The organism is Pseudomonas sp. JV241A, assembly GCF_900275665.1.
Classification (GTDB): domain Bacteria; phylum Pseudomonadota; class Gammaproteobacteria; order Pseudomonadales; family Pseudomonadaceae; genus Aquipseudomonas; species Aquipseudomonas wadenswilerensis.
Genome location: NZ_OPYO01000031.1, coordinates 92525 through 114599, shown reverse-complemented (window position 1 = coordinate 114599; position 22075 = coordinate 92525). Strand labels below are relative to the sequence as shown.

The following is a 22075-nucleotide window of genomic DNA, read 5'->3' as shown; positions in this document are numbered from 1 at the left end:
TACTATCTTGGCTGTTATGGATTTCTTGTTCGGCTGTCCGAGCCTGACAACCCAGGAGTGTCTGGTTTGATCGTCTTTCGTTATCTGTCCCGCGAGGTCCTGGTGACCTTGAGTGCCGTCAGCGCCGTGCTGCTGGTCATCATCATGAGCGGGCGCTTCATCAAGTACCTGGCCCAGGCGGCCCAGGGCGTGCTCGATCCGAGCGTGCTGTTCCTGATCATGGGTTATCGCCTGCCGGGGTTCCTGCAGTTGATCCTGCCCCTCGGCCTGTTCCTCGGTATTTTGCTGGCCTATGGCCGGCTGTACCTGGAAAGCGAGATGACCGTGCTGTCGGCCACCGGCATGAGCCAGCAGCGGCTGCTGGGCATGACCATGGCTCCGGCGGCACTGGTTGCCCTGCTGGTGGCCTGGCTGAGCCTGAGCCTGGCGCCCCAGGGCGTTACCCAGGTGGCGCAGATCATCAACCAGCAGGACGCCCTGACCGAGTTCGACACCCTGGTGCCGGGTCGCTTCCAGACCCTGCGCGATGGTTCACGGGTGACCTACACCGAAGAACTGTCGGAAGACCGGGTCAACCTGGGCGGCGTGTTCATTTCCGAGAAACGCTTCAGTCAGGACAAGACCAAGGATCGCGGACCGTCGGTACTGGTCGCGGAAAAGGGCCACCAGCAGGTCAACGCCGATGGCAACCGTTACCTGATCCTGGAAAACGGTTACCGCTATGACGGCAACCCCGGCCAGGCCGACTACCGTGCGATCAAGTACGACACCTACGGGGTGCTGTTGCCCAAGCCTGAAGTCAGCGAGGAAATCACCGAGCGTGAGGCCATCCCGACTTCGCAACTCTTTGGCAGTGACGGCCTGCGCGAACGTGCCGAGCTGCAATGGCGCCTGTCGTTGCCGCTGCTGGTATTCATCGTGACCCTGCTGGCGGTGCCGCTGTCGCGGGTCAACCCGCGCCAGGGCCGTTTCCTCAAGCTGCTGCCGGCGATTCTTCTGTATATGGCGTACCTGACAATGCTGATCGCCGTGCGTGGCGCCCTGGAGAAAGGCAAACTGCCGATCGGCCTGGGCATCTGGTGGGTTCACGGCCTGTTCTTGCTGATCGGCCTGGGGCTTATGTACTGGGAGCCGTTGCGCCTCAAGCGTGCCGCTCGCCGTGCGGAGGTGGCCCATGGTTAAGCTCGACAGCTACATCGGCAAAAGCGTGCTGATGGCCATTCTGGCCGTGCTGGGGATCATTCTCGGCCTGGCTTCGCTGTTTGCCTTCATCGACGAGATGGGCGACATCACCGACACCTACACGGTGATGGACGCCAGCAACTTCGTCTTGCTCACCGCGCCGCGGCGGCTGTACGACATGCTGCCGATGGCCGCGCTGATCGGCTGCCTGATCGGCCTGGGCAGCCTGGCCAGCAGCAGCGAACTGACCATCATGCGCGCCGCTGGCGTGTCCATTGGCCGGATTGTCTGGGCGGTGATGAAGCCGATGCTGGTGTTGATGCTGGCCGGTATCCTGATTGGCGAGTACCTGGCCCCGGTAACCGAGAACAAGGCCCAGGCCGACCGTTCCCTGGCCCAGGGCGGTGGTGAGGCGCAGAGTTCCAAACGTGGCATGTGGCACCGCCAGGGTGATGAGTTCGTGCACATCAACTCGGTGCAGCCCAATGGTCTGCTGTATGGCGTGACCCGTTATCGCTTCGACAACGAGCGGCATATGCTGACGTCCAGCTTTGCCCGGCGCGCCCAGTACCAGGACGATCACTGGCAGCTCAGCGATGTGACCACCACGCATTTCCGCGGTGACCACACCGAAGTGGTCAAGGCCGCCGAAGAGCGCTGGGATGTTTCCGTCACTCCGCAACTGCTCAATACCGTGGTCGTGGCGCCAGAGTCGTTGTCGATCACCGGCCTGTGGGATTACATCCACTACCTGTCCGACCAGGGCCTGAACAACGCCCGTTACTGGCTGGCGTTCTGGACCAAGGTGCTGCAGCCGATGGTGACTGCGGCCCTGGTGCTGATGGCCATTTCCTTCATCTTCGGCCCCCTGCGTTCGGTGACCTTGGGCCAGCGAGTATTCACCGGGGTGTTGGTGGGCTTTGTGTTCCGCATCGCCCAGGACCTGCTCGGGCCTTCCAGTCAGGTATTCGGCTTCCCGCCGTTGCTTGCGGTGGTGCTGCCGGCGGCGATCTGTGCGGTGGCGGGGTTGTGGTTGTTGCGGCGCGCTGGATAGGGCGTTGCACACAAGAAAAAGCCGACCCTTGGGTCGGCTTTTTTCTGCCTGCTATTTCTTGAGCTTGGGAATTCGCACCAGCTGAGTGTCGGAGTAGATGTCGTGCCAGCTGCGCTTGCGCTTGTCGAACAGTGCCCAGATGAAACCCAGGCCCAGGCACAGCCACGAGCCGATCGACACCACAAAACGCAGCAGCGCCTGCCACAGGCTGATGGCGCTGCCATCAGCGTTCTGCACGCGGATGCCCCACACCTGCATGCCCAGGGTCTGACCGCCATGGGTCCAGAACTTGGCAAAGAAACCGAACAGGGCGAAGAGCAAAATAGTCGATAGCAGCGGGTCGCCGTCCAGGGCGCCGGCTTCGGTCAATTCGCGCATGCGCGCCTCACCGAGAAAGGCCATCTGGATCATCTTGTATGCACCGGCAGTGACGATCAGCAGCGCGGTGCACAGCAGGAAATCATAGAACATGGCGGCCAGGCGGCGGCCAAGGTCGACAGGGGGAAATTCACCCTCGGGCTGTAACAGGTGCTTGGGCACTGGCGAGGCCCTCCTTGCGCAAAACGCCCATTCTACGGAATTGCGCGCACAAAAAAGCCCCTGCTGTTGCCAGCAGAGGCTTCTTTGTTGATGAAGATCAGCCTTCGGCTTGAACTTCGTCAGCCTGCATGCCTTTCTGGCCTTGCACGGCGATGAAGGTGACTTTCTGACCTTCTTTCAGGCTCTTGAAGCCGTTGCCCTGAATAGCGCGGAAATGTACGAACAGATCCGGACCGCTTTCTGGAGTGATGAAACCAAAACCTTTCTCGTCGTTAAACCACTTGACGGTACCGCTCTGACGTTGGGACATTGTCTTATTTCCTTTGAAACTTAGAATTAGTAACAGCTTCTTCCAAATGAAAGAGTACTGGGCTGGGTTGCAGGAAAGTAAGAGACGTCGAACGGGTGTAGCAAACATCAGAGCTACTGCCCAGGTCACGAACCATAGCGACCCATGCAAACACAGTGCACAGACAATACGCTAACTTTGAAGACAAAAACAAGCCCTGCAGACCGCTGCCGCTGTGCCTTTTAGCCACCGTTCGGTGGATTTTTTCCGGCTCATTCCAAGCGGTGTTGCAACGCTTTTCGAAAGTTATAAAACGCGTTCGAAATCGAAAACCCGAACGCGTCATGACACTCTGTTTCAAGTAACGATTCAGCCGCGATAATAGCGCTGCGCAACGAACGGCATCTTGCTGACTTTCATCGCCACGCGCTTGCCGCGAACAATGGCCCACACCGGGGTATCCAGTGCGGTATGCGCCGCATCCAGGTAACCCATTGCCACTGGCGCATTCAATGACGGACCAAAGCCGCCGCTGCAGATGCTACCGATTACCGTGCCCGCTTCATCGACAATCTCGGCGCCTTCACGGACCGGCGTTCGCTCCTGCGGCAGCAGGCCCACGCGTTTGCGCGCAACACCGCTTTGCTGTTGGGCGAAGATCGCTGCGGCGCCCGGGAAGCCAGCGGCACGCTCGCCGTCGGCGCGGCGGACCTTGGAGATGGCCCACAGCAGGCTGGCTTCGATCGGTGTGGTCTGGGTGTTCATGTCGTGGCCGTACAGGCACAGGCCGGCTTCCAGGCGCAACGAATCACGTGCCCCCAGGCCGATTGCGGCTACTTCCGGTTCGGCCAGCAGACGGCGCGCCAGTTCTTCGGCTTTTTCTGCCGGAACGGAAATCTCGAAACCGTCTTCACCGGTGTAGCCCGAGCGGCTGACAAAACAGTCGGCGCCCAGCAGTTGCACCGGCTGGAACTGCATGAAGGTCATTTTCGCAACCGCAGGTGCCAGGCGCTCCAGTACCGTGACCGCCGCCGGCCCCTGCAGGGCCAGCAGGGCGCGCTCTTCGAACAGTGGCTGGATCTGGCACTGATCGCCGATGTGCTTGCGCAGGTGGGCCAGGTCCTGTTCCTTGCAGGCCGCGTTGACCACCAGGAACAGTTCGTCGTTGCCCAGATTGGCGACCATCAGGTCGTCGAGGATGCCGCCTTGTTCGTTGGTGAACATGGCATAGCGCTGCATGCCCACCGGCAGGTCCATGATGTCGACCGGCACCAGGGATTCCAGGGCCTTGGCCGCAGCGGCGCCGCTCAGGCGGATCTGGCCCATGTGCGAAACATCGAACAGGCCGGCGTGCTCGCGGCTGTGCAGGTGCTCTTTCATCACCCCCAGCGGGTACTGGACTGGCATGTCGTAACCGGCGAAGGGCACCATGCGGGCGCCCAGTTCCAGGTGCAGGGCGTGCAGCGGGGTCTTGAGCAGTGTTTCGGTGGACATTGATGACTCCTTGGGGCTTGAGAGGGTGTCAGCATTCGATGATGTTGACGGCCAGACCGCCGCGGGCGGTCTCCTTGTATTTGCTTTTCATGTCGGCGCCGGTCTGGCGCATGGTGCGGATGACTTTATCCAGCGAGACGAAGTGCTGCCCGTCACCGCGCAGGGCCATGCGCACGGCATTGATAGCCTTGACCGAGCCCATGGCGTTGCGCTCGATGCAGGGCACCTGGACCAACCCGCCGATCGGGTCGCAGGTCAGGCCCAGGTTGTGTTCCATGCCGATCTCGGCGGCGTTCTCGACCTGCTGCACGCTGCCGCCCATCACTTCGCACAAGGCGCCGGCGGCCATCGAGCAGGCGACGCCGACCTCGCCCTGGCAACCGACTTCGGCACCGGAGATCGAGGCGTTCTCTTTATAGAGGATGCCGATGGCGGCGGCCGTGAGCAGAAAGCGCACCACGCCGTCGTCGTTGGCGCCCGGGATAAAGCGCATGTAGTAGTGCAGCACTGCCGGGACGATACCGGCGGCGCCATTGGTCGGCGCGGTGACCACGCGTCCGCCGAAGGCGTTTTCTTCATTGACGGCCAGGGCATACAGGTTGACCCAGTCGAGCACCGACAGCGCATCGCGCAGGCTCGCCTCCGGGTTGCTGCACAGCTGGCGGTACAGCGCTGCGGCACGGCGCTTGACCTTGAGCCCGCCAGGCAGGATGCCCTCGTTGCGACAACCGGCGGACACGCAGTCCTGCATGACCTGCCAGATGCGCAACAGGCCACTGCGGGTTTCGCTTTCCGGGCGCCAGGCCGCTTCGTTGGCCAGCATGATCTGGCTGATCGACAGGTTCTGCGCGGTGCAATGGCCGAGCAGTTCCTTGGCGGTCTTGAACGGGTAAGGCAGAACGGTGCTGTCTTCGACGATGCGATCGGCGCCGGCCGCGTCCTCATCGACCACGAAACCACCGCCTACCGAGTAGTACTCGCGGCTGCGAATCTGCAAACCGGCGGCGTCAAAGGCACGGAAGATCATGCCATTGGGGTGAAAGGCCAGGGGCTTGCGGATCATTGCCAGGTGCTGCTTTTCGACGAAGTCGATTTCATGCTCGCCGAGCAGGTTGAGCCGGCCGCTGCTGCGGATGGCCTGCAGGCGTGCGGGGATGCTTTCGGTATCGACCGTGTCCGGGTGTTCGCCTTCAAGGCCGAGCAGCACGGCCTTGTCGCTGCCGTGACCTTTGCCGGTGGCGCCAAGCGAGCCGTAGAGTTCGGCCTTGACGCAGACCGTGGCGCTGAGCAGCTCGTCGCGGCGCAGGCCTTCGGCAAAGCGCGCGGCGGCGCGCATGGGGCCGACGGTATGGGAACTGGAGGGGCCGATGCCGATCTTGAACAGGTCGAAGACGCTTAGTGACATGGTCGTACCCTCATTGTTGGGGAGAAGCATCGCCGGCAAGGCCGGCTCCCACAGGGTTCTTTGGTGTTCTCGAAACCTGTGGGAGCTGGCTTTGCCAGCGATGAGGCCAGCAGGCCGGACTCAGACGTCCTGATAGCTCTCGATCGACGGGCAGGCACAGACCAGGTTGCGGTCGCCGAACACGTTGTCGACCCGGCCGACCGGTGGCCAGTATTTGCCTTCCACCAGCGATGCCAGCGGATACACCGCCTGCTCGCGGCTGTACGGGTGGCTCCACTCACCGGCGATCTCGGCGGCGGTGTGCGGGGCGTTCTTCAGCGGGTTGTCGTCCTTGTCCAGGCTACCGCTTTCTACCGCGCGAATCTCTTCGCGGATGCGGATCATCGCCTCGCAGAAACGGTCCAGTTCTTCTTTAGACTCGCTTTCGGTCGGTTCGATCATCAGCGTGCCGGCTACCGGGAACGACATGGTCGGGGCGTGGAAGCCGAAGTCGATCAGGCGCTTGGCCACGTCATCGACGCTAATGCCGCTGCTGTCCTTGATTGGACGCAAATCGAGGATGCACTCGTGCGCCACCAGGCCGTTGCTGCCGGTGTACAACACAGGATAGTGCTCTTCCAGGCGGCGGGCGATGTAGTTGGCGTTGAGGATGGCCATCTGCGATGCGCGCTTGAGCCCGGCGCCTCCCATCATGCGGATATACATCCAGGTGATCGGCAGAATGCTGGCGCTGCCGAACGGTGCGGCGCAGACCGCGCCCTGCTTGTTGTCCATGTGCGCGTGGCCGGGCAGGAACGGTGCCAGGTGCGACTTGACGCCGATCGGGCCAACGCCCGGGCCGCCACCGCCGTGGGGGATGCAGAAGGTCTTGTGCAGGTTCAGGTGCGAGACATCGCCGCCGAACTTGCCCGGTGCGCACAGGCCGACCATGGCGTTCATGTTGGCACCGTCGATGTACACCTGGCCGCCGTTGTCATGGATGATCGCGCAGATCTCGCCGATGGCTTCTTCGAACACGCCGTGGGTCGAGGGGTAGGTGATCATCAGCGCGGCGAGGTGTTCGCGGTGCTCGATGGCCTTGGCGCGCAGGTCGTCGATGTCGACGTTGCCGCGGGCGTCACAGGCGGTGACCACCACGCGCATGCCGGCCATGTGGGCGGTGGCGGGGTTGGTGCCGTGGGCCGAGGACGGGATCAGGCAGATGTCGCGGCGTGCTTCACCACGGCTCTGGTGGTAGGCGCGGATGGCCAAGAGGCCCGCGTATTCACCCTGGGAACCGGCGTTGGGCTGCAGCGACACGGCGTCGTAGCCGGTGGCGGCGCAAAGCATCGCCTCCAGTTCGCTGGTCAGTTGCTGGTAACCCTGGCTCTGTTCTGCCGGGGCGAACGGGTGCAGGTTGCCGAATTCGGTCCAGGTCACCGGGATCATTTCGCTGGCGGCGTTGAGCTTCATGGTGCACGAGCCCAGCGGGATCATGGTGCGGTCCAGGGCCAGGTCCTTGTCGGCCAGGCGGCGCAGGTAGCGCATCAGCTCGGTTTCACTGTGGTAGCGGTTGAACACCGGGTGCTCAAGGATCGCCGACTGGCGCAGCAGGGCGCGAGGCAATTGCGCTTGAACGCTGGCAGCGAGGGCGGCGAAGTCCGGAGTGGCCTTGCCGTCGGCGAACAGCTGCCACAGCGCTTCCACGTCTGCCTGGGTGCTGGTTTCATCCAGCGACAGGCCCAGGCGCTGGGCGTCAATCTGGCGCAGGTTAAGGCGCTGGGCGCGGGCCTGGTCGTGCAGGGCGGCGGTGGCGCTGCCAGTGGCCAGGGTCAGGGTGTCGAAGAAGTGTTCAATCTCGACATTCACACCCAGCTGCTGCAGGCCGGCCTTGAGGATCGCGGTCAGCGCATGGGTGCGTTCGGCGATCTGCTTCAGGCCCTGGGGACCATGGTACACGGCGTACATGCTGGCGATGTTGGCCAGCAGCACCTGGGCGGTGCAGATGTTGCTGGTGGCTTTCTCGCGGCGGATGTGCTGCTCGCGGGTCTGCATGGCCAGGCGCAAGGCGGTCTTGCCGAAGCGGTCGATCGAGACGCCGACCAGGCGGCCCGGCATGTCGCGCTTGAACGCGTCGCGGGTAGAGAAGTAGGCCGCGTGCGGGCCACCGAAACCCAGCGGCACGCCGAAGCGCTGGGCGCTGCCAATGGCCACGTCGGCGCCGAATTCGCCCGGTGGGGTCAGCAGGGTCAGGGCCAGCAGGTCGGCAGCCACGGCAACCAGGGCATTGGCGGCGTGGAAGCGCTCGACCAGCTCACGGTAGTCGAAGACTTCACCGCTGCTGGCCGGGTATTGCAGCAGGGCACCGAAGAAGGCGCTGACATCGCCCAGTTCACGCTCGTCGCCGACGATGACGTCGATACCCAGCGGTTCGGCCCGGGTACGCAGCACGTCGAGGGTCTGCGGATGGCAATGCACGGAAGCGAAGAAGGCGTGGCTGCCCTTGTTCTTGCTCAGGCGTTTGCAGAAGGTCATGGCTTCGGCGGCAGCGGTGGCTTCGTCGAGCAAGGATGCGTTGGCGATCGGCAGGCCGGTGAGGTCGCTGATCAGGGTCTGGAAATTCAGCAGCGCTTCCAGGCGGCCCTGGGAAATCTCAGGCTGGTATGGGGTGTAGGCGGTGTACCAGGCCGGATTTTCCAGCAGGTTGCGCAGGATCGGCGCCGGGGTATGGCAGTTGTAGTAACCCTGGCCGATGAAGCTCTTGAACAGCTGGTTGTTGCCAGCGATAGCCTTGAGCGAAGCCAGGGCCTCGGCTTCGCTTTGCCCAGCGCCCAGCTCCAGGACGCTGGTGCCCTTGATGCTGTCGGGGATGACGGCGGCGCTCATGGCTTCCAGCGAGTCGAAGCCGAGGGTGGCGAGCATGTGCTGCTCGTCGCGCTGGCGTGGGCCGATGTGGCGAGCGATGAATTCGTTGGCGGTGCCGAGGTTGATGGTCATGGCGGTTCCTCAGGCGTCAGCGTTGGCTTTGATCAGGCGGTCGTAGGCGTCCTGGTCGAGCAGTTGCGCGACGGCGCCGGCGTCGGCCGGGATGAAACGGAAGAACCAGCCTTCACCCAGCGGATCTTCGTTGACCAGCTCGGGGTTGCCTTCGAGCTGTTCGTTGACCGCAACCACTTCGCCGGTCAGCGGCATGTATACGCCACTGGCAGCCTTGACCGATTCGACGGTCGAAGCTTCGGCACCTTTGTCGTAGCTTTGCAGCTCCGGCAGTTGCACGTAGACCACATCGCCCAGGGCGTTCTGGGCGAAGGCGGTAATCCCGACGGTGACGCTGCCGTCAGCTTCGGTACGCAGCCATTCGTGATCTTCGGTGAATCGCAACTCGCTCATGGAAACTCCTCAAGGGCCGCAGGGGACGGCTGTGGGCGTGGCTCAAGTGAGCCCAGGGATGAGCAATGCCATAGCAATAATGCGGCCATCTATAAAATATCGTTATAAAACAATAGGTTATAAATTTTCTGAGTAATGGAAGGTTTACAGCTGTAGCGAAATCGCTACACCCGAAGCCGGGAAAAAAAGCGCAAGGGGATCAGAACCTTGCGCCATGGCCCTGAAACTGTGCTGTATCGATATCGTTACGCTGTAGTGATTTCAGTACGGCCGGTCAGGGCTTGGTCGGGATGCCGTATTTGCGCAGGCGATGGGCAATGGCGGTATGCGAGGTTTGCAGGCGGCTGGCCAGCTGGCGGGTCGAGGGGTAGCTGCTGTAGAGCTTGGTCAGCAGGTTGCGCTCGAAGTCTTCCACGGCCTGTTCCAGGCTGTCGACTTCAGCGTCATGCCCACGGGCCACCGAGGTGCCGGCGATGTCCAGGTCACCGATGTCCACCAGGCTGCTTTCGCTGATGGCGGCGGCGCGGAAGATCACGTTCTGCAGCTGACGCACGTTGCCCGGCCAACGGTTACCCAGCAGCGCCGGGTAAGTGGCCGGGGCCAGGCGGCACAGCGGGCGCTGGATCTGGGTGCAGGCCTGCTGCATGAAGTAGCGCGCCAGCAGGAGGATGTCCTGGCCACGCTCGCGCAGCGGCGGCACCTGCAGGTTGAGCACGTTCAGGCGGTAGAACAGGTCTTCGCGAAAGGTGCCTTCGGCGACCATCTTTTCCAGGTCGCGGTGGGTGGCGCTGAGGATCCGCACATTGACCTTCACCTCACGGTCGCCACCGACCCGGCGAAAGCTGCCGTCGTTGAGAAAACGCAGGAGCTTGGCCTGCAGGTACGGCGACATTTCGCCGATCTCGTCGAGGAACACCGTACCCTGGTTGGCCAGTTCCATCAGCCCCGGCTTGCCGCCGCGTTGTGCGCCGGTAAAGGCGCCGGGGGCGTAACCGAACAGCTCGCTTTCGGCCAGGTTCTCCGGCAGCGCCGCGCAGTTGAGCGCCAGGAAGGGTGCGCTGTGACGGCTGCTGATGGCGTGACAGGCGCGGGCCACCAGCTCCTTGCCGGTACCGGTTTCACCGTGGATCAGCAGCGGTGCATCCAGGGCCGCCACGCGCAGGGCGCGGGCCTTGAGGGTGCGGATCGGCGGTGAATCACCCAGCAGTGCATCGAAGCCCTCGGCGTGATCATGGTGCAGCGCCGACAGCCGTTCGCCGATGCGATTGGGCTGATACAAGGTCAGCAGTGCACCGGCGTTGGTGATCGGCGTGGCATCGAGCAGCAGCGTCTGGCCGTTGAGAGTCACTTCGCGCAGGGGCAGGTGGAAGCCCTGTTCGATCAGGGCTTCAAGCAGGCCAGGGTCGCCAAACAGATCGGCCACCGAACGGTCGGACGGCTCCTGGCCGCACAGCGCCACCAGCGCCGGGTTGGCCAGCAGTACATGGCCGGCGCTGTCCAAGGCCAGTACCGGATCGCTCATGGCCGCGAGCAGGGCATCGAGCTGCAGGTGACGACGCTGGCCGGGGAGGATGTCGACCACTTGTACGGTTTGCACGCCATGCACGTTGAACAGCGCGTCGTGCAGCTCTTCGAGCACGTGGGGGCTGAGGGTCGGGGCGTCGATGTAGACGTTCGGCGGCACCATCTCCACGGCGTCCAGGTTGAGGTTGCGGGCGCCGAGCAGGGCCAGCACTTCCTGGGTGATGCCGACGCGGTCGATGAAACTGACGTGGATGCGCATGGGGGAGGGGTTCAAGGCTGCCGGAGGCGGCCAGTATGCTGTTCAGCGCAATCGCGGGGCAAGCCCGCTCCTACCTGGGTGGGAGCGGGCTTGCCCCGCGATGAGGCCGGTAGGGCTACTCGAAGTGCTCGGGATTGACCGAATCCCCCGACTTCACATCCAGCTTCTCGCGAATGTCCTCGAACATCAGGTCGTAGATCTTGTGCGTTGAGCCCAGGCTCTCGAATTTCTTGGGCGACGGCATGTAGCTTTGCGCCCTGCGCGTGGCGACACTCAGGAAGCTCGGCAATACCTCTTCTTTGCTCAGGAAGAACTTTTCCTCCACGGTCTTGCCTTCGATGCTCCCATGCATGTGGAAATCAATGCCGTGTTTGTTGGCTTCCCGGACTACTGCGTACTCGATATTCAGGTCGTAACTGTGATCAGCCTTGTTCAGCGCAGTGCGCTCGATATGCACGTGACCGGATTTGAACTGGGCCATGATGGAATCCTCCGCAAAGGTGAAAACGGCGGGCCCGCAAGCCCGCCCACTGCATTCAACGGTAGCTGATTCCAGGCTTCGAGGTGCTCACCCGGGTACCGGCCGTACCCTTGACGATATCTTCGATGTCGGCCAGCGAACCGATAACCGCCACTTTGCCGGTATGGCGGGCGAAGTCGCAAGCGGCCTGGACTTTCGGGCCCATGGAGCCGGCGGCAAAGCCGAGGCGTTCGAGCTCGTCCGGGTGCGCCTGGGCAATCGCCTTCTGGCTCGGCTTGCCATAGTCGATGAACGCCGCGTTGACGTCGGTGGCGATCACCAGCAGGTCGGCTTCGAGCTGTTCGGCCAGCAGCGCCGAGCACAGGTCTTTGTCGATCACCGCTTCGATGCCCTTGAGCTTGCGGTCGGCGTCATACATGGTCGGGATGCCGCCGCCACCGGCGCAGATGACGATGCTGCTCTTTTCCAGCAGCCATTTGATCGGGCGAATCTCGAAGATGCGCTTGGGTTTCGGGCTGGCTACCACACGGCGGTACTTGTCGCCGTCGGCCTTGACCACCCAGCCTTTCTCCTTGGCCAGGCGCTCGGCGTCTTCCTTGCTGTAGACCGGGCCGATGAACTTGGTCGGGTCCTTGAAGGCCGGGTCATTGGCGTCCACTTCGACCTGGGTCAGGAGGGTGGCGAACGGCACTTCGAACTCCAGCAGGTTGCCCAGCTCCTGTTCGATGATGTAGCCGATCATGCCTTCGGTTTCGGCCCCGAGCACGTCCAGCGGGTAGGCTTCGTCCGGCTTGTAGGATTGCGCCTGCAACGACAACAGGCCGACTTGCGGACCATTGCCGTGGGCGATGACCAGTTCATTGCCTGGGTGAATCTTGGCGATCTGCTCGGCGGCGATGCGGATATTGGCGCGCTGATTATCTGCAGTCATGGGTTCGCCACGGCGCAGCAGGGCGTTGCCGCCCAATGCAACAACGATACGCATGATGATGTCCTTTTAGGAAAGGGAGATGCCACCCTGTAGGAGCGGGCTTGCCCCGCGATGGCGGTGCATCTGCTGCACCGCGGTGACGCTATCGCGGGGCAAGCCCGCTCCCACAGAGACTGGCAGCTGGATTACAGGTCAGCCAGGGTCGACACCAGGATCGCCTTGATGGTGTGCATGCGGTTTTCCGCTTGCTCGAAGGCGATACAGGCTGGCGACTCGAACACGTCGTCGGTCACTTCGATACCGTTGGCCAGGTGCGGGTACTGCTCGGCGATCTGTTTGCCGACCTTGGTGTCGGAGTTGTGGAACGCTGGCAGGCAGTGCATGAACTTGGTCCGCGGGTTGCCAGTGGCTTTCATCAGCTCGGCGTTGACCTGGTACGGCAGCAGTTGCTGGATGCGTTCGCCCCAGGCTTCAACCGGCTCGCCCATCGATACCCAGACGTCGGTGTGGATGAAATCGACGCCCTTGACCGCCGCTTTCGGGTCTTCGGTGAGGGTGATGCGCGCGCCGCTTTCTTCCGCATATTTTTTGCAACGGGCGACCAGGTCGTCGTGCGGCCACAGGGCTTTCGGCGCGCAGATGCGCACGTCCATGCCGAGTTTGGCGCCGACCAGCAGCAGCGAGTTACCCATATTGTTGCGGGCATCGCCCAGGTAGGCGTAGCTGATGTCGTGGATCGGCTTGTCGGCGTGTTCACGCATGGTCAGCACGTCGGCGATCATCTGGGTCGGGTGATATTCGTCGGTCAGGCCGTTGAACACCGGCACACCGGCGAATTTGGCCAGCTCTTCGACGATTTCCTGCTTGAAGCCACGGTACTCGATGGCGTCATACATGCGCCCGAGTACGCGGGCGGTGTCCTTCATGCTTTCCTTGTGGCCGATCTGCGAAGAGTTCGGGTCGATGTAAGTGACGTTGGCGCCCTGGTCGTAGGCAGCCACTTCGAAGGCGCAACGGGTGCGGGTCGAGGTTTTCTCGAAGATCAGCGCAATGTTGTTGCCTTTGAGGTGCTGCTGCTCGGTGCCGGTGTACTTGGCACGTTTCAGGTCACGGGACAGGTCCAGCAGGTAGCGCAACTCGCGAGGGGTGTGGTGTTCCAGGCTCAGCAGGTTACGGTTGTGGATGTTGAACGCCATGATGATTCTCCTGTTCTGGTGAACGGAAAGCGGTGATCGGCCCGCCTGCACCCGTGGGTGCAGGCGGTTGATGGTCGTTTTAGTAGTCGATAGGGTCGCGCACGATCGGGCAGGTCATGCAGTGACCGCCGCCGCGGCCACGGCCCAGTTCGCCGGCGCTGATGGTGATGACTTCGACACCGGCCTTGCGCAGCAGGGTGTTGGTGTAGGTGTTGCGGTCGTAGCCGATGACTACGCCGGGCTCCAGCGCCACCACGTTGTTGCCGTCATCCCATTGCTCGCGTTCGGCGGCGAAGCTGTTGCCGCCGGTTTCCACCACGCGCAGCTGCTTGAGGTTGAGGGATTCGGCGACCACGTCGAGAAAGGTCTTGTTCTCGCGGCGCACGTCCATGCCGTACGGCTTGCTGCTGTCCGGACGAATGACGAACGGGACGATTTCCTTGACCACTTCCGGGAAGACCGTGACCAGGTCGCGGTCGCAGAAGCTGAACACGGTATCCAGGTGCATCGCGGCGCGGGATTTCGGCAAGCCGGCCACCACGACCTTCTCGACCGCACCTTTGGCAAACAGCGATTGCGCCAGTTGACCGATGGCCTGGCGCGAGGTGCGCTCGCCCATGCCGATCAGGACCACGCCATTGCCGATCGGCATGACGTCGCCGCCTTCGAGGGTGGCCTTGCCGTGGTCATGATCCGGGTCGCCGTACCAGACTTCAAAGTCGGCACCGCTGAACTCGGGGTGGAACTTGTAGATCGCGGTGGTCAGCAGGGTTTCCTGGCGTCGCGCCGGCCAGTACATCGGGTTGAGGGTCACGCCGCCGTAGATCCAGCAAGTGGTGTCGCGGGTGAACTGGGTGTTGGGCAGTGGGTCGAGCAGGAAGCTGGAGTGGCCCAGGTAGTCGCGGTACATCTTGATGACGCTGGCGCCTTCACTGTCGGGCAGGTCTTCACCGGCCACGCCGCCGATCAGGAACTCGGCCAGTTTGCGTGGCTCCAGGCCTTCGAGCCAGCTGCGCACTTCGTTGGTCAGGCCGACACCGACGGTGTCCGGGGTGATCTTGCGGTCGAGGATCCATTTCAGTGCTTCGGGGTTCTGCACGGTCTCGGTCAGCAGGTTGTGCATTTCCAGCACTTCGATGCCGCGTTCACGCATTTTGGTGACGAAGTCGAAGTGGTCGCGCTTGGCCTGGTTGACCCAGATGACGTCATCGAACAGCAGGTCGTCGCAGTTGCTCGGCGTCAGGCGCTGGTGCGCCAGGCCAGGGGAGCAGACCATCACTTTGCGCAGTTTGCCGGCTTCGGAATGTACGCCGTACTTAACTTTATCCGTGGACATGGTTCATTTCCTCCAAGTTGCGAAAACGGGTGGTTACAGAGTCAGGAAGCCGTCGTACAGGCCGTAGGCAGCCACCAGGGCGCCAAGGACCACGGCGGCGAAGATCAGCTTCTCCACGTTGGTAAAAATCGGTTGGCCGACCTCGCGCTTGGCCTTGGCGAACAGGATCACGCCAGGGGCATAGAGCAGGGCCGAAAGCAGCAGGTATTTGACGCCGCCGGCATACAGCAGCCAGACCGCGTAGAGCAGGGCGATGGCACCGATGACCAGGTCTTTCTTGCGTTCGGCCAGGGCCTGTTCGTAGGTTTCGCTGCGCAGCGCCAGCAGGAAGGCGTAGGCCGCCGACCACAGGTAAGGCACCAGGATCATCGAAGTGGCGAGGTAGATCAGCGACAGGTAGGTACTGGCCGAGAACAGGGTGATGACCAGGAAGATCTGCACCATGGCGTTGGTCAGCCACAGGGCGTTGGCCGGCACGTGGTTGGCGTTCTCGCGGCGCAGGAACTCCGGCATGGTGTGGTCTTTGGCGGCGGCGAACATGATCTCGGCGCACAGCAGCACCCACGACAGCAGGGCACCGAGCAGCGAGATGATCAGGCCGACGCTGATCAGCACCGCGCCCCAGTGACCGACCACGTGCTCAAGCACGGCGGCCATCGACGGGTTCTGCAGCTTGGCCAGTTCCGGCTGGGTCATGATGCCCAGCGACAGCACGTTGACCAGCACCAGGAACAGCAGCACGGTAATGAAGCCGATGACCGTGGCCTTACCCACGTCCGAGCGTTTTTCTGCCCGGGCCGAGAAGATGCTCGCGCCCTCGATGCCGATGAACACCCACACGGTGACCAGCATCATGTTGCGCACCTGGTTCATCACGCTGCCCAGGTCCGGGTTCATCGAACCCCAGATGTCAGCGGTGAAGATGTCCAGCTTGAAGGCGAACACGGCGATCAGCACGAACAACGCCAGCGGCACGACCTTGGCCACGGTCGTGACCAGGTTGATGAACGCCGCTTCCTTGATCCCGCGCAGCACGAGGAAATGCACGGCCCAGAGCAGCACCGAGGCGCCAATGACCGCTGCCGGGGTGTTGCCCTCGCCAAAGATCGGGAAGAAGTAGCCGAGGGTACTGAACAGCAACACGAAGTAGCCGACGTTGCCGAGCCAGGCGCTGATCCAGTAGCCCCAGGCCGAAGAAAAGCCCATGTAATCGCCGAAACCGGCCTTGGCGTAGGCGTACACCCCGCCGTCCAGGTCAGGCTTGCGATTGGCCAGGGTCTGGAACACGAAAGCCAGGGTCAGCATGCCGATGGCGGTGATGCCCCAGCCGATCAGAACAGCGCCTACATCGGCACTTGCGGCCATGTTTTGCGGCAACGAAAAGATCCCGCCGCCGATCATCGAGCCGACAACAAGTGCAACCAGCGCACCAAGTCGTAGTTTTCCGGGAGCGTCTGACATTGAATAACTCCGTACCAGGAGAAGAGATGGCGCTAGAATAAATCCAGCGGCGAAGTCATTAGCTGATTCAGGTCAGTTCATGAGGACATTCCATTGAGATCAGTGACTGAAACAGCCTCCCGGAGTATGCCGATCGCAGTGCTGCAAGCCTTGTCCACTGGCACCTCCATGGCCTTTTAGAGCAATCGCTCTTGCGGGGCTGTGAGAATTGAAGCTAGTCCGTTTTGGGGGAATCGCAAATTTTTCCTGAGAAAATATCTTATTGGCTTGAACAAGCGGAAATAGTGCACAAAACTCCCTATTTAGTTCGTCAGGCATAGACGCACAAGTTATGAGCAGCGGAAGCTTAGTGGTTTAATACATATGAACGCTTACACTCTGCATATATTTAACTCAGGGTGTACCTCTGGCGTTACAAACACGAGACAGAAGGGGATCTGCATGTCCGAACCTGGACAGAAATTGCGCCTGGGTGCGTTGATCGCCTTGGTGGTCGGCTCGATGATCGGCGGTGGGATTTTTTCGCTGCCGCAAAACATGGCCGCACGTGCCGACGTCGGCGCGGTACTGATCGGCTGGGGGATCACAGCGGTGGGCATGCTGGCCCTGGCCTTCGTGTTCCAGACCCTGGCCAACCGCAAACCCGAGCTGGATTCCGGGGTGTATGCCTACGCCAAGGCCGGCTTTGGCGAATACATGGGCTTTTCTTCGGCCTGGGGCTACTGGATCAGCGCCTGGCTGGGCAACGTCGGCTACTTCGTGCTGCTGTTCAGCACCCTGGGTTTCTACTTTCCGGTGTTTGGCGAGGGCAACACGCCGATTGCCATCGCCTGCGCCTCGTTGCTGTTGTGGGCGGTGCATTTTCTGGTGTTGCGCGGGATCAAGGAGGCGGCGTTCATCAACCAGGTGACCACCGTGGCCAAGATCGTGCCGCTGGTGATGTTCATCGTCATCGCTGCCGTAGCCTTTCGCGCCGACATCTTTACCCGTGACATCTGGGGCTTGAGCAACCCGAAATTCGGTGGAGTGCTCGACCAGGTGCGCAACATGATGCTGGTGACCGTGTTCGTGTTTATCGGCATCGAGGGTGCGAGTGTCTACTCCGGACGGGCGGCGAAGCGTTCGGACGTCGGCAAGGCCACGGTGATCGGCTTTATTGGCGTGCTGGCCCTGCTGGTGCTGGTCAACGTGCTGTCGCTCGGGGTGATGACCCAGCCGGAACTGGCCGCCTTGCAGAATCCGTCGCTGGCTTCGGTGCTCGAGCATATCGTCGGGCCCTGGGGTGCCTTGCTGATCAGCATCGGCCTGGCGGTGTCGCTGTTGGGGGCTTTGCTGTCATGGGCCTTGCTGTGCGCCGAGATCCTCTTTGCCACGGCCCGCGACCAGACCATGCCGCGCTTTCTGGCCCGGGAAAACGCCAACCACGTGCCGGCCAATGCCTTGTGGCTGACCAACGTGATGATTCAGCTGTTCTTGCTGATCACGCTGTTTTCCGCCGGGACCTACACCAGCCTGATCTACCTGGCGTCGTCGATGATTTTGGTGCCATACCTGTGGTCGGCGGCCTATGCAGTGCTGTTGGCGGTACGTGGGGAATCGTATGAAGGGCATCCGGGTGCGCGGCGCAAGGACCTGGTGATTGCCGGCACCGCCCTGGTGTATGCGATCTGGCTGCTGTACGCCGGGGGGCTCAAGTACCTGTTGTTGTCGGCGCTGTTGTACGCGCCGGGGGTGATCCTGTTTGCCCGGGCCAAGCATGAGCAGGGGCAGGCGCTGTTTACCACCTGGGAGAAGCTGATCTTTGCCGCCGTTCTGGTGGGCGCGGGGTTGGCGGCTTATGGGTTGTACAGTGGGGTGTTGAGCCTTTAATCAGGGCTGCGGCGCAGCCCATCGCCGGCAAGGCCGGCTCCCACAGTAGATCGGTGTGCAGCAAACTCTGTGGGCGCTGGCTTTGCCAGCGAGAGGCCCTCACATTCACCAACAGGCAGCAGCAGAACCCAGCTCACAAGCCCCTCGCTGCCAAACCAACGGCGCCCCTTCGACCAGCAGCGGCGCCTTCAGCCGCTGCGCCAGCCCCCAGGGCGTCTGCTCCAGGTGCGGGTTCAGGTCCGCTGCCGTCTCAGCCTGCAACGGCACATCCGCTGCCAGCGTCCCCTGATCGATCAACAGCTTCGCCGTGCGCGCCAGCGACAGGCGCAGGGTTGCCCCGCAACCGCTGCCCAGGCGTTCGCTGTAGGCCTTGATTGCCGCAGCCGCCATCAGGTACCCGGTGCCATGGTCCAATGCCTGCACCGGCAGCGGCACGGGCTGGTCGGCCTGTTGCCAGCGCATGCCTTCGCAAGCGATGCCGCAGCTCATCTGCACCAGGCTGTCGAAGCCCCGGCGCTGTTGCCAGGGGCCGCTCCAGCCGTAGGCGTTGAGGCTCACATCGATCAGTCCGGGGTTGAGCTGGCGGCGCTGTTCGCTGGCATACCCCAGTCGTTCGAGGGCATCGGCGCGGTAACCATGCAGGAGAATATCGGCTTCGCTGAGCAGGCGTTCAAACACCCGTCGATCATCCCCATCGTGCAAGTCCAGGCGCGCACAGCGTTTACCCAGGGTCACCTCGGCAACCACCGCCGGTTCCTCCCAGCCTGGCGGGTCGATCCGCAGTACCTCAGCGCCGAAGCCAGCCAGCAGGCGGCTGGCTGTGGGGCCGGCGAGGATGCGGGTCAGGTCCAGCACCTTGACCCCGGCCAGAGGTCGGACGGCGTTACCGCTCCAGCGTCTGCTTGTAAAGGCTGGAGCCAGTTGGCGGTGAATCAACGGCTCGGCATTCACTGCCAGGCCCTGAGGGTGGGCCGACCATTCGGACCCGCTGCGCATGTGCGCGGCGCAACCGCCAGCGGTGACTATCGCGCTTTCCAGCTCGCTTGCGCGCCAGCGCGCAACCAGGTCGGCCATTTGTGCGCGGTCAGCCGCACGGCCCACTACCTTCTCGGCGGCGGCGCGATGATGAGCTGCGTTGGTATGCAGGCGAATCCAGCCATCCTCGGCGCGGTAGTCACCGGCAATCGGGTCCCACAAGGGCGGTGTGCTCCAGCCTTGCGGGCGCAGGCTGGTGGCGAACCAGAACGAGCTCAGGCGGCGGTCAACTTCAACGGCAGGCTGTTGCTCAAGCTGGCGCTGCAGCAGTTCGGCGATTGCCAGGCCACAGGCGGCAACGCTGCTGCTGGCAAGCGCGGTGACGGCGAAAGTCGAAGGCAGGGCGCCGTTGCCGCGAAAGCGCAGGGTATCGCGCAGTGCCGTTGGCAGCTGCAGTTCGGCGACAAGGGTGTCGAGTAGCGCGGTCATCAATGGCCCTCCAGCAGAAGGGCCATTGCAGACCATCAGCGGCGCCAGGTCAAACCCTGAACTGATCCATCAGGGCCATCTGCTGCGACGACAGGGTGTTGAGCTGGCTGCTCACCTGGGCCGATTCGGCGGCCTGGCCGGTCAGGGTCTCGGTCACGCCACGGATCGCCGAGACGTTGCGGTTGACCTCTTCGGCCACCGCGCTTTGCTGCTCGGCGGCACTGGCGATCTGCAGGTTCATGTCGCTGATCACCGTTACCGCCTCGCTGATCTTGTCCAGCGCCTGCACCGCCTGGTGGATCTGCCCGGCGTTTTCCTGGGCTTTGCCGTGACTCGAATGCATGGTCGCCACCACCTCGCGGGTGTTGCTCTGGATGCGTTCGATCACCAGACGGATCTCTTCGACCGAGTCCTGGGTACGGCGCGCCAGGTTGCGTACTTCGTCGGCCACCACGGCAAAACCACGGCCGCTTTCGCCGGCGCGGGCCGCTTCGATGGCGGCGTTGAGGGCCAGCAGGTTGGTCTGCTCGGCGATGCTGCGGATCACTTCAAGCACCGAGCCGATCTGCTCGCTGTTCTGCGCCAGGGTTTCCACTTCGCTCACGGCCTTGCTGACCTGTTCGGCGAGCACGGTGATGTCGCGGGTGCTGCGCTCGATGATCGCCATGCCGTCCTTGGCCGAGCGGTCGGCTCCGCGGGCGGCGTCGGCGGCACTGGCAGCGCTGTTGGCGACGTCGTGGGCGGTGGCGCTCATCTCGTTGGAGGCGGTGGCCACCTGGTCGATCTCGCGAAACTGCACCTGCATGCCTTCGCTGGTGCGCTGGGCAATCGCCGAGGACTGGTCAGCAGTGGCCCGGGCCTGGGTGATGCTCTGCTTGATCTGGGCGATGGTCGGCTGCAGCTTGTCGAGGAAGCGGTTGAAGCCGCCGGTCAACCGGCCGAGTTCGTCCTTGCGCGCATAGCGCAGGCGCTGGGTGAGGTCGCCGTCGCCGCTGGCGATGTCTTCGAGCATGCTGGCCACGCTGTTCAGCGGGCGGGTCACACCGGTAGCGGTCAGCCACATCAGCAACAGGCCGCCGAGACCGGCCAGGGTGGCGAACAGCAGCACCTTGAGGGTGCCACTGGTGCGGGCGTCTTCGAGGGTGGCCTGGAGGCTGGTGGCGTCGGCCAGCAGGACCTGCTTGGGCAGGTCGATCAGAATGCCCCAGGGCTTGCTGTCGGCAATCGGTTGCACCGGGTTCACGGCGCGGATGGTCTCGCCTTGCTCAAGGATCAGTGGCTGATTGGCGGCCAGCTTTTGCAGCGCCGGCTGGCCGTCCTGGTCGATGCTCTTGCCGACCTTGCCGGCATCGTTGCTGTTGGCCGCCAGCAGGCCGCTGGGGGCGACGATCATCAAGCGCCCGGCGCCATTGAACAGCTCCTGCTGGGCTTTGGCGGCAGCGGCCTGAAGGGCATCGAGGGAAATATCAACGCCAGCCACGGCGATCACCTTGCCGTTGTGCAGCAAGGGCATGGTGATGCTGGTCATCAGCATCTGCTTGCCGCCGACGGTGTCGGAGTAGGGCTCGAGCAGGCAGGCGCGGGCGCTGTTGCGCGAGCAGGTGTACCAGACGTTGTACGGCGTGCCGCTGAGGTTGATTTCGGTCTTGTTCAGGTCGGCGTCGCTGATCACCGTGTTCAAGGCCTGGCCCTGGGCGCGGCTCCAGTAGCTGGCGAAGCGGCCGCTCTCGTTGCTCAGGCGCTTGGCATCGTTGGCAAACGCGCTGTCGCCACCGTCCAGGCCTTCGGGCTCGAATGCCAGCCACACGCCCAGTACGTCGGGGTTGCGCTTGAAGCTGGTGGCCAGGCTCTGGTTGATCGCTTCACGCAGGTCGCCAGCGCTCAGGCCGCGGTCGCGGGCCAATTGCTGCAGGTCCTGGACCTGATCGGCGAGGGCGGTGATGACGGTCTGGCTGTCGCTGAAAGTACGCCGCAGCATCTCGGCCTTTTCGCCGGCGCGGGCCTGTAGCAGGGCCTGGACGTTGCGGGTGAGCATGGTGGTGCTGGCGTCGCCGACCAGTTCATCGCTCTGGTGCGATTGATACAGGTTGATACCGACGACGAGTGCGACCACGCCAAGCAGGCAGAGGCCGGAGAGCAGGACGATTTTCAGGCGGATCGAGAGCGTGTCGAACATGGACGTACTCGCTAAAAGGCAGGCCGGTAGAGGACCGAGTCACTG

The 22075-nt window shown here is 62.9% G+C and carries 17 protein-coding genes; 3 read left to right on the top strand and 14 right to left on the bottom strand.

What is annotated here, in order from left to right; genetic code table 11:
* Positions 1 to 66 precede the first annotated feature (66 nt).
* On the top strand, positions 67 to 1182 hold the full coding sequence (lptF, locus tag JV241A_RS19945; protein WP_115088566.1) for an LPS export ABC transporter permease LptF: 1116 nt from the start codon (positions 67 to 69) through the stop codon (positions 1180 to 1182).
* Positions 1175 to 2236: an LPS export ABC transporter permease LptG gene (lptG, locus tag JV241A_RS19940; RefSeq protein WP_115088565.1), complete on the top strand. Its 1062-nt coding sequence runs from the start codon at positions 1175 to 1177 to the stop codon at positions 2234 to 2236. The genes lptF and lptG overlap by 8 nt, the downstream gene beginning before the upstream one ends.
* Before the next feature lie 51 nt (positions 2237 to 2287).
* Here the strand turns inward: lptG and JV241A_RS19935 are convergent, their stop codons facing one another.
* The 12 genes from JV241A_RS19935 to arcD (JV241A_RS19880) form a co-directional block, all read right to left on the bottom strand.
* Positions 2288 to 2776, bottom strand: coding sequence for an RDD family protein (locus JV241A_RS19935; RefSeq protein ID WP_115088564.1), 489 nt, complete (start codon positions 2774 to 2776; stop codon positions 2288 to 2290).
* A 97-nt stretch (positions 2777 to 2873) separates the two neighbouring features.
* Positions 2874 to 3086, bottom strand: coding sequence for a cold-shock protein (locus tag JV241A_RS19930; protein ID WP_007931076.1), 213 nt, complete (start codon positions 3084 to 3086; stop codon positions 2874 to 2876).
* Positions 3087 to 3434: 348 nt separating this feature from the next.
* Complete coding sequence (gene gcvT, locus JV241A_RS19925) at positions 3435 to 4559, bottom strand: glycine cleavage system aminomethyltransferase GcvT (protein WP_134064146.1); 1125 nt, start codon at positions 4557 to 4559, stop codon at positions 3435 to 3437.
* Between the two features lie 28 nt (positions 4560 to 4587).
* A complete protein-coding gene (locus JV241A_RS19920) occupies positions 4588 to 5964 on the bottom strand; it encodes an L-serine ammonia-lyase (RefSeq protein WP_115088562.1) in 1377 nt (458 codons plus the stop codon).
* A 120-nt stretch (positions 5965 to 6084) separates the two neighbouring features.
* A complete protein-coding gene (gcvP, locus tag JV241A_RS19915; RefSeq protein WP_134064144.1) occupies positions 6085 to 8940 on the bottom strand; it encodes an aminomethyl-transferring glycine dehydrogenase in 2856 nt (951 codons plus the stop codon).
* A gap of 9 nt (positions 8941 to 8949) precedes the next feature.
* Positions 8950 to 9333: a glycine cleavage system protein GcvH gene (gene gcvH, locus JV241A_RS19910; RefSeq protein WP_134064142.1), complete on the bottom strand. Its 384-nt coding sequence runs from the start codon at positions 9331 to 9333 to the stop codon at positions 8950 to 8952.
* 274 nt (positions 9334 to 9607) lie between these two features.
* Positions 9608 to 11116, bottom strand: a complete 1509-nt coding sequence (locus JV241A_RS19905; protein ID WP_134064140.1) for a sigma-54-dependent transcriptional regulator — start codon at positions 11114 to 11116, stop codon at positions 9608 to 9610.
* A 115-nt stretch (positions 11117 to 11231) separates the two neighbouring features.
* A complete protein-coding gene (locus tag JV241A_RS19900; protein ID WP_115088558.1) occupies positions 11232 to 11597 on the bottom strand; it encodes a DUF5064 family protein in 366 nt (121 codons plus the stop codon).
* A 55-nt stretch (positions 11598 to 11652) separates the two neighbouring features.
* Positions 11653 to 12582, bottom strand: coding sequence for a carbamate kinase (arcC, locus tag JV241A_RS19895; RefSeq protein ID WP_134064138.1), 930 nt, complete (start codon positions 12580 to 12582; stop codon positions 11653 to 11655).
* 131 nt (positions 12583 to 12713) lie between these two features.
* Positions 12714 to 13724 (bottom strand): ornithine carbamoyltransferase, encoded by a 1011-nt coding sequence (locus JV241A_RS19890; RefSeq protein WP_115088557.1) that lies wholly within the window; start codon positions 13722 to 13724, stop codon positions 12714 to 12716.
* Positions 13725 to 13803: 79 nt separating this feature from the next.
* A complete protein-coding gene (gene arcA / locus JV241A_RS19885) occupies positions 13804 to 15060 on the bottom strand; it encodes an arginine deiminase (protein ID WP_115088556.1) in 1257 nt (418 codons plus the stop codon).
* A 33-nt stretch (positions 15061 to 15093) separates the two neighbouring features.
* Positions 15094 to 16521 carry an arginine-ornithine antiporter gene (gene arcD, locus JV241A_RS19880; protein WP_115088555.1) on the bottom strand — a complete coding sequence of 476 codons (1428 nt, stop codon included), beginning with the start codon at positions 16519 to 16521 and terminating at the stop codon, positions 15094 to 15096.
* A gap of 441 nt (positions 16522 to 16962) precedes the next feature.
* On the opposite strand from arcD (JV241A_RS19880), the gene arcD (JV241A_RS19875) reads away from it, so the two are divergent.
* On the top strand, positions 16963 to 18390 hold the full coding sequence (gene arcD / locus JV241A_RS19875; protein ID WP_115088554.1) for an arginine-ornithine antiporter: 1428 nt from the start codon (positions 16963 to 16965) through the stop codon (positions 18388 to 18390).
* 105 nt (positions 18391 to 18495) lie between these two features.
* On the opposite strand, the gene JV241A_RS19870 is transcribed toward arcD (JV241A_RS19875), so the two are convergent.
* Both JV241A_RS19870 and JV241A_RS19865 read right to left on the bottom strand, forming a co-directional pair.
* Complete coding sequence (locus JV241A_RS19870; RefSeq protein WP_134064136.1) at positions 18496 to 19854, bottom strand: CoA transferase; 1359 nt, start codon at positions 19852 to 19854, stop codon at positions 18496 to 18498.
* Between the two features lie 49 nt (positions 19855 to 19903).
* Positions 19904 to 22030, bottom strand: a complete 2127-nt coding sequence (locus tag JV241A_RS19865) for a methyl-accepting chemotaxis protein (protein WP_134064134.1) — start codon at positions 22028 to 22030, stop codon at positions 19904 to 19906.
* Between the last annotated feature and the right edge of the window lie 45 nt (positions 22031 to 22075).

Bases quoted from the DNA above. Each gene is read 5' to 3' on its own strand.
- lptG (WP_115088565.1), top strand. From the start codon at position 1,175: ATGGTTAAGCTCGACAGCTACATCGGCAAAAGCGTGCTGATGGCCATT.
- JV241A_RS19930 (WP_007931076.1), bottom strand. From the start codon at position 3,086: ATGTCCCAACGTCAGAGCGGTACCGTCAAGTGGTTTAACGACGAGAAA.
- gcvT (WP_134064146.1), bottom strand. From the start codon at position 4,559: ATGTCCACCGAAACACTGCTCAAGACCCCGCTGCACGCCCTGCACCTG.
- JV241A_RS19920 (WP_115088562.1), bottom strand. From the start codon at position 5,964: ATGTCACTAAGCGTCTTCGACCTGTTCAAGATCGGCATCGGCCCCTCC.
- gcvP (WP_134064144.1), bottom strand. From the start codon at position 8,940: ATGACCATCAACCTCGGCACCGCCAACGAATTCATCGCTCGCCACATC.
- gcvH (WP_134064142.1), bottom strand. From the start codon at position 9,333: ATGAGCGAGTTGCGATTCACCGAAGATCACGAATGGCTGCGTACCGAA.
- JV241A_RS19905 (WP_134064140.1), bottom strand. From the start codon at position 11,116: ATGCGCATCCACGTCAGTTTCATCGACCGCGTCGGCATCACCCAGGAA.
- JV241A_RS19900 (WP_115088558.1), bottom strand. From the start codon at position 11,597: ATGGCCCAGTTCAAATCCGGTCACGTGCATATCGAGCGCACTGCGCTG.
- arcC (WP_134064138.1), bottom strand. From the start codon at position 12,582: ATGCGTATCGTTGTTGCATTGGGCGGCAACGCCCTGCTGCGCCGTGGC.
- JV241A_RS19890 (WP_115088557.1), bottom strand. From the start codon at position 13,724: ATGGCGTTCAACATCCACAACCGTAACCTGCTGAGCCTGGAACACCAC.
- arcA (WP_115088556.1), bottom strand. From the start codon at position 15,060: ATGTCCACGGATAAAGTTAAGTACGGCGTACATTCCGAAGCCGGCAAA.
- arcD (WP_115088555.1), bottom strand. From the start codon at position 16,521: ATGTCAGACGCTCCCGGAAAACTACGACTTGGTGCGCTGGTTGCACTT.
- arcD (WP_115088554.1), top strand. From the start codon at position 16,963: ATGTCCGAACCTGGACAGAAATTGCGCCTGGGTGCGTTGATCGCCTTG.
- JV241A_RS19870 (WP_134064136.1), bottom strand. From the start codon at position 19,854: ATGACCGCGCTACTCGACACCCTTGTCGCCGAACTGCAGCTGCCAACG.
- JV241A_RS19865 (WP_134064134.1), bottom strand. From the start codon at position 22,030: ATGTTCGACACGCTCTCGATCCGCCTGAAAATCGTCCTGCTCTCCGGC.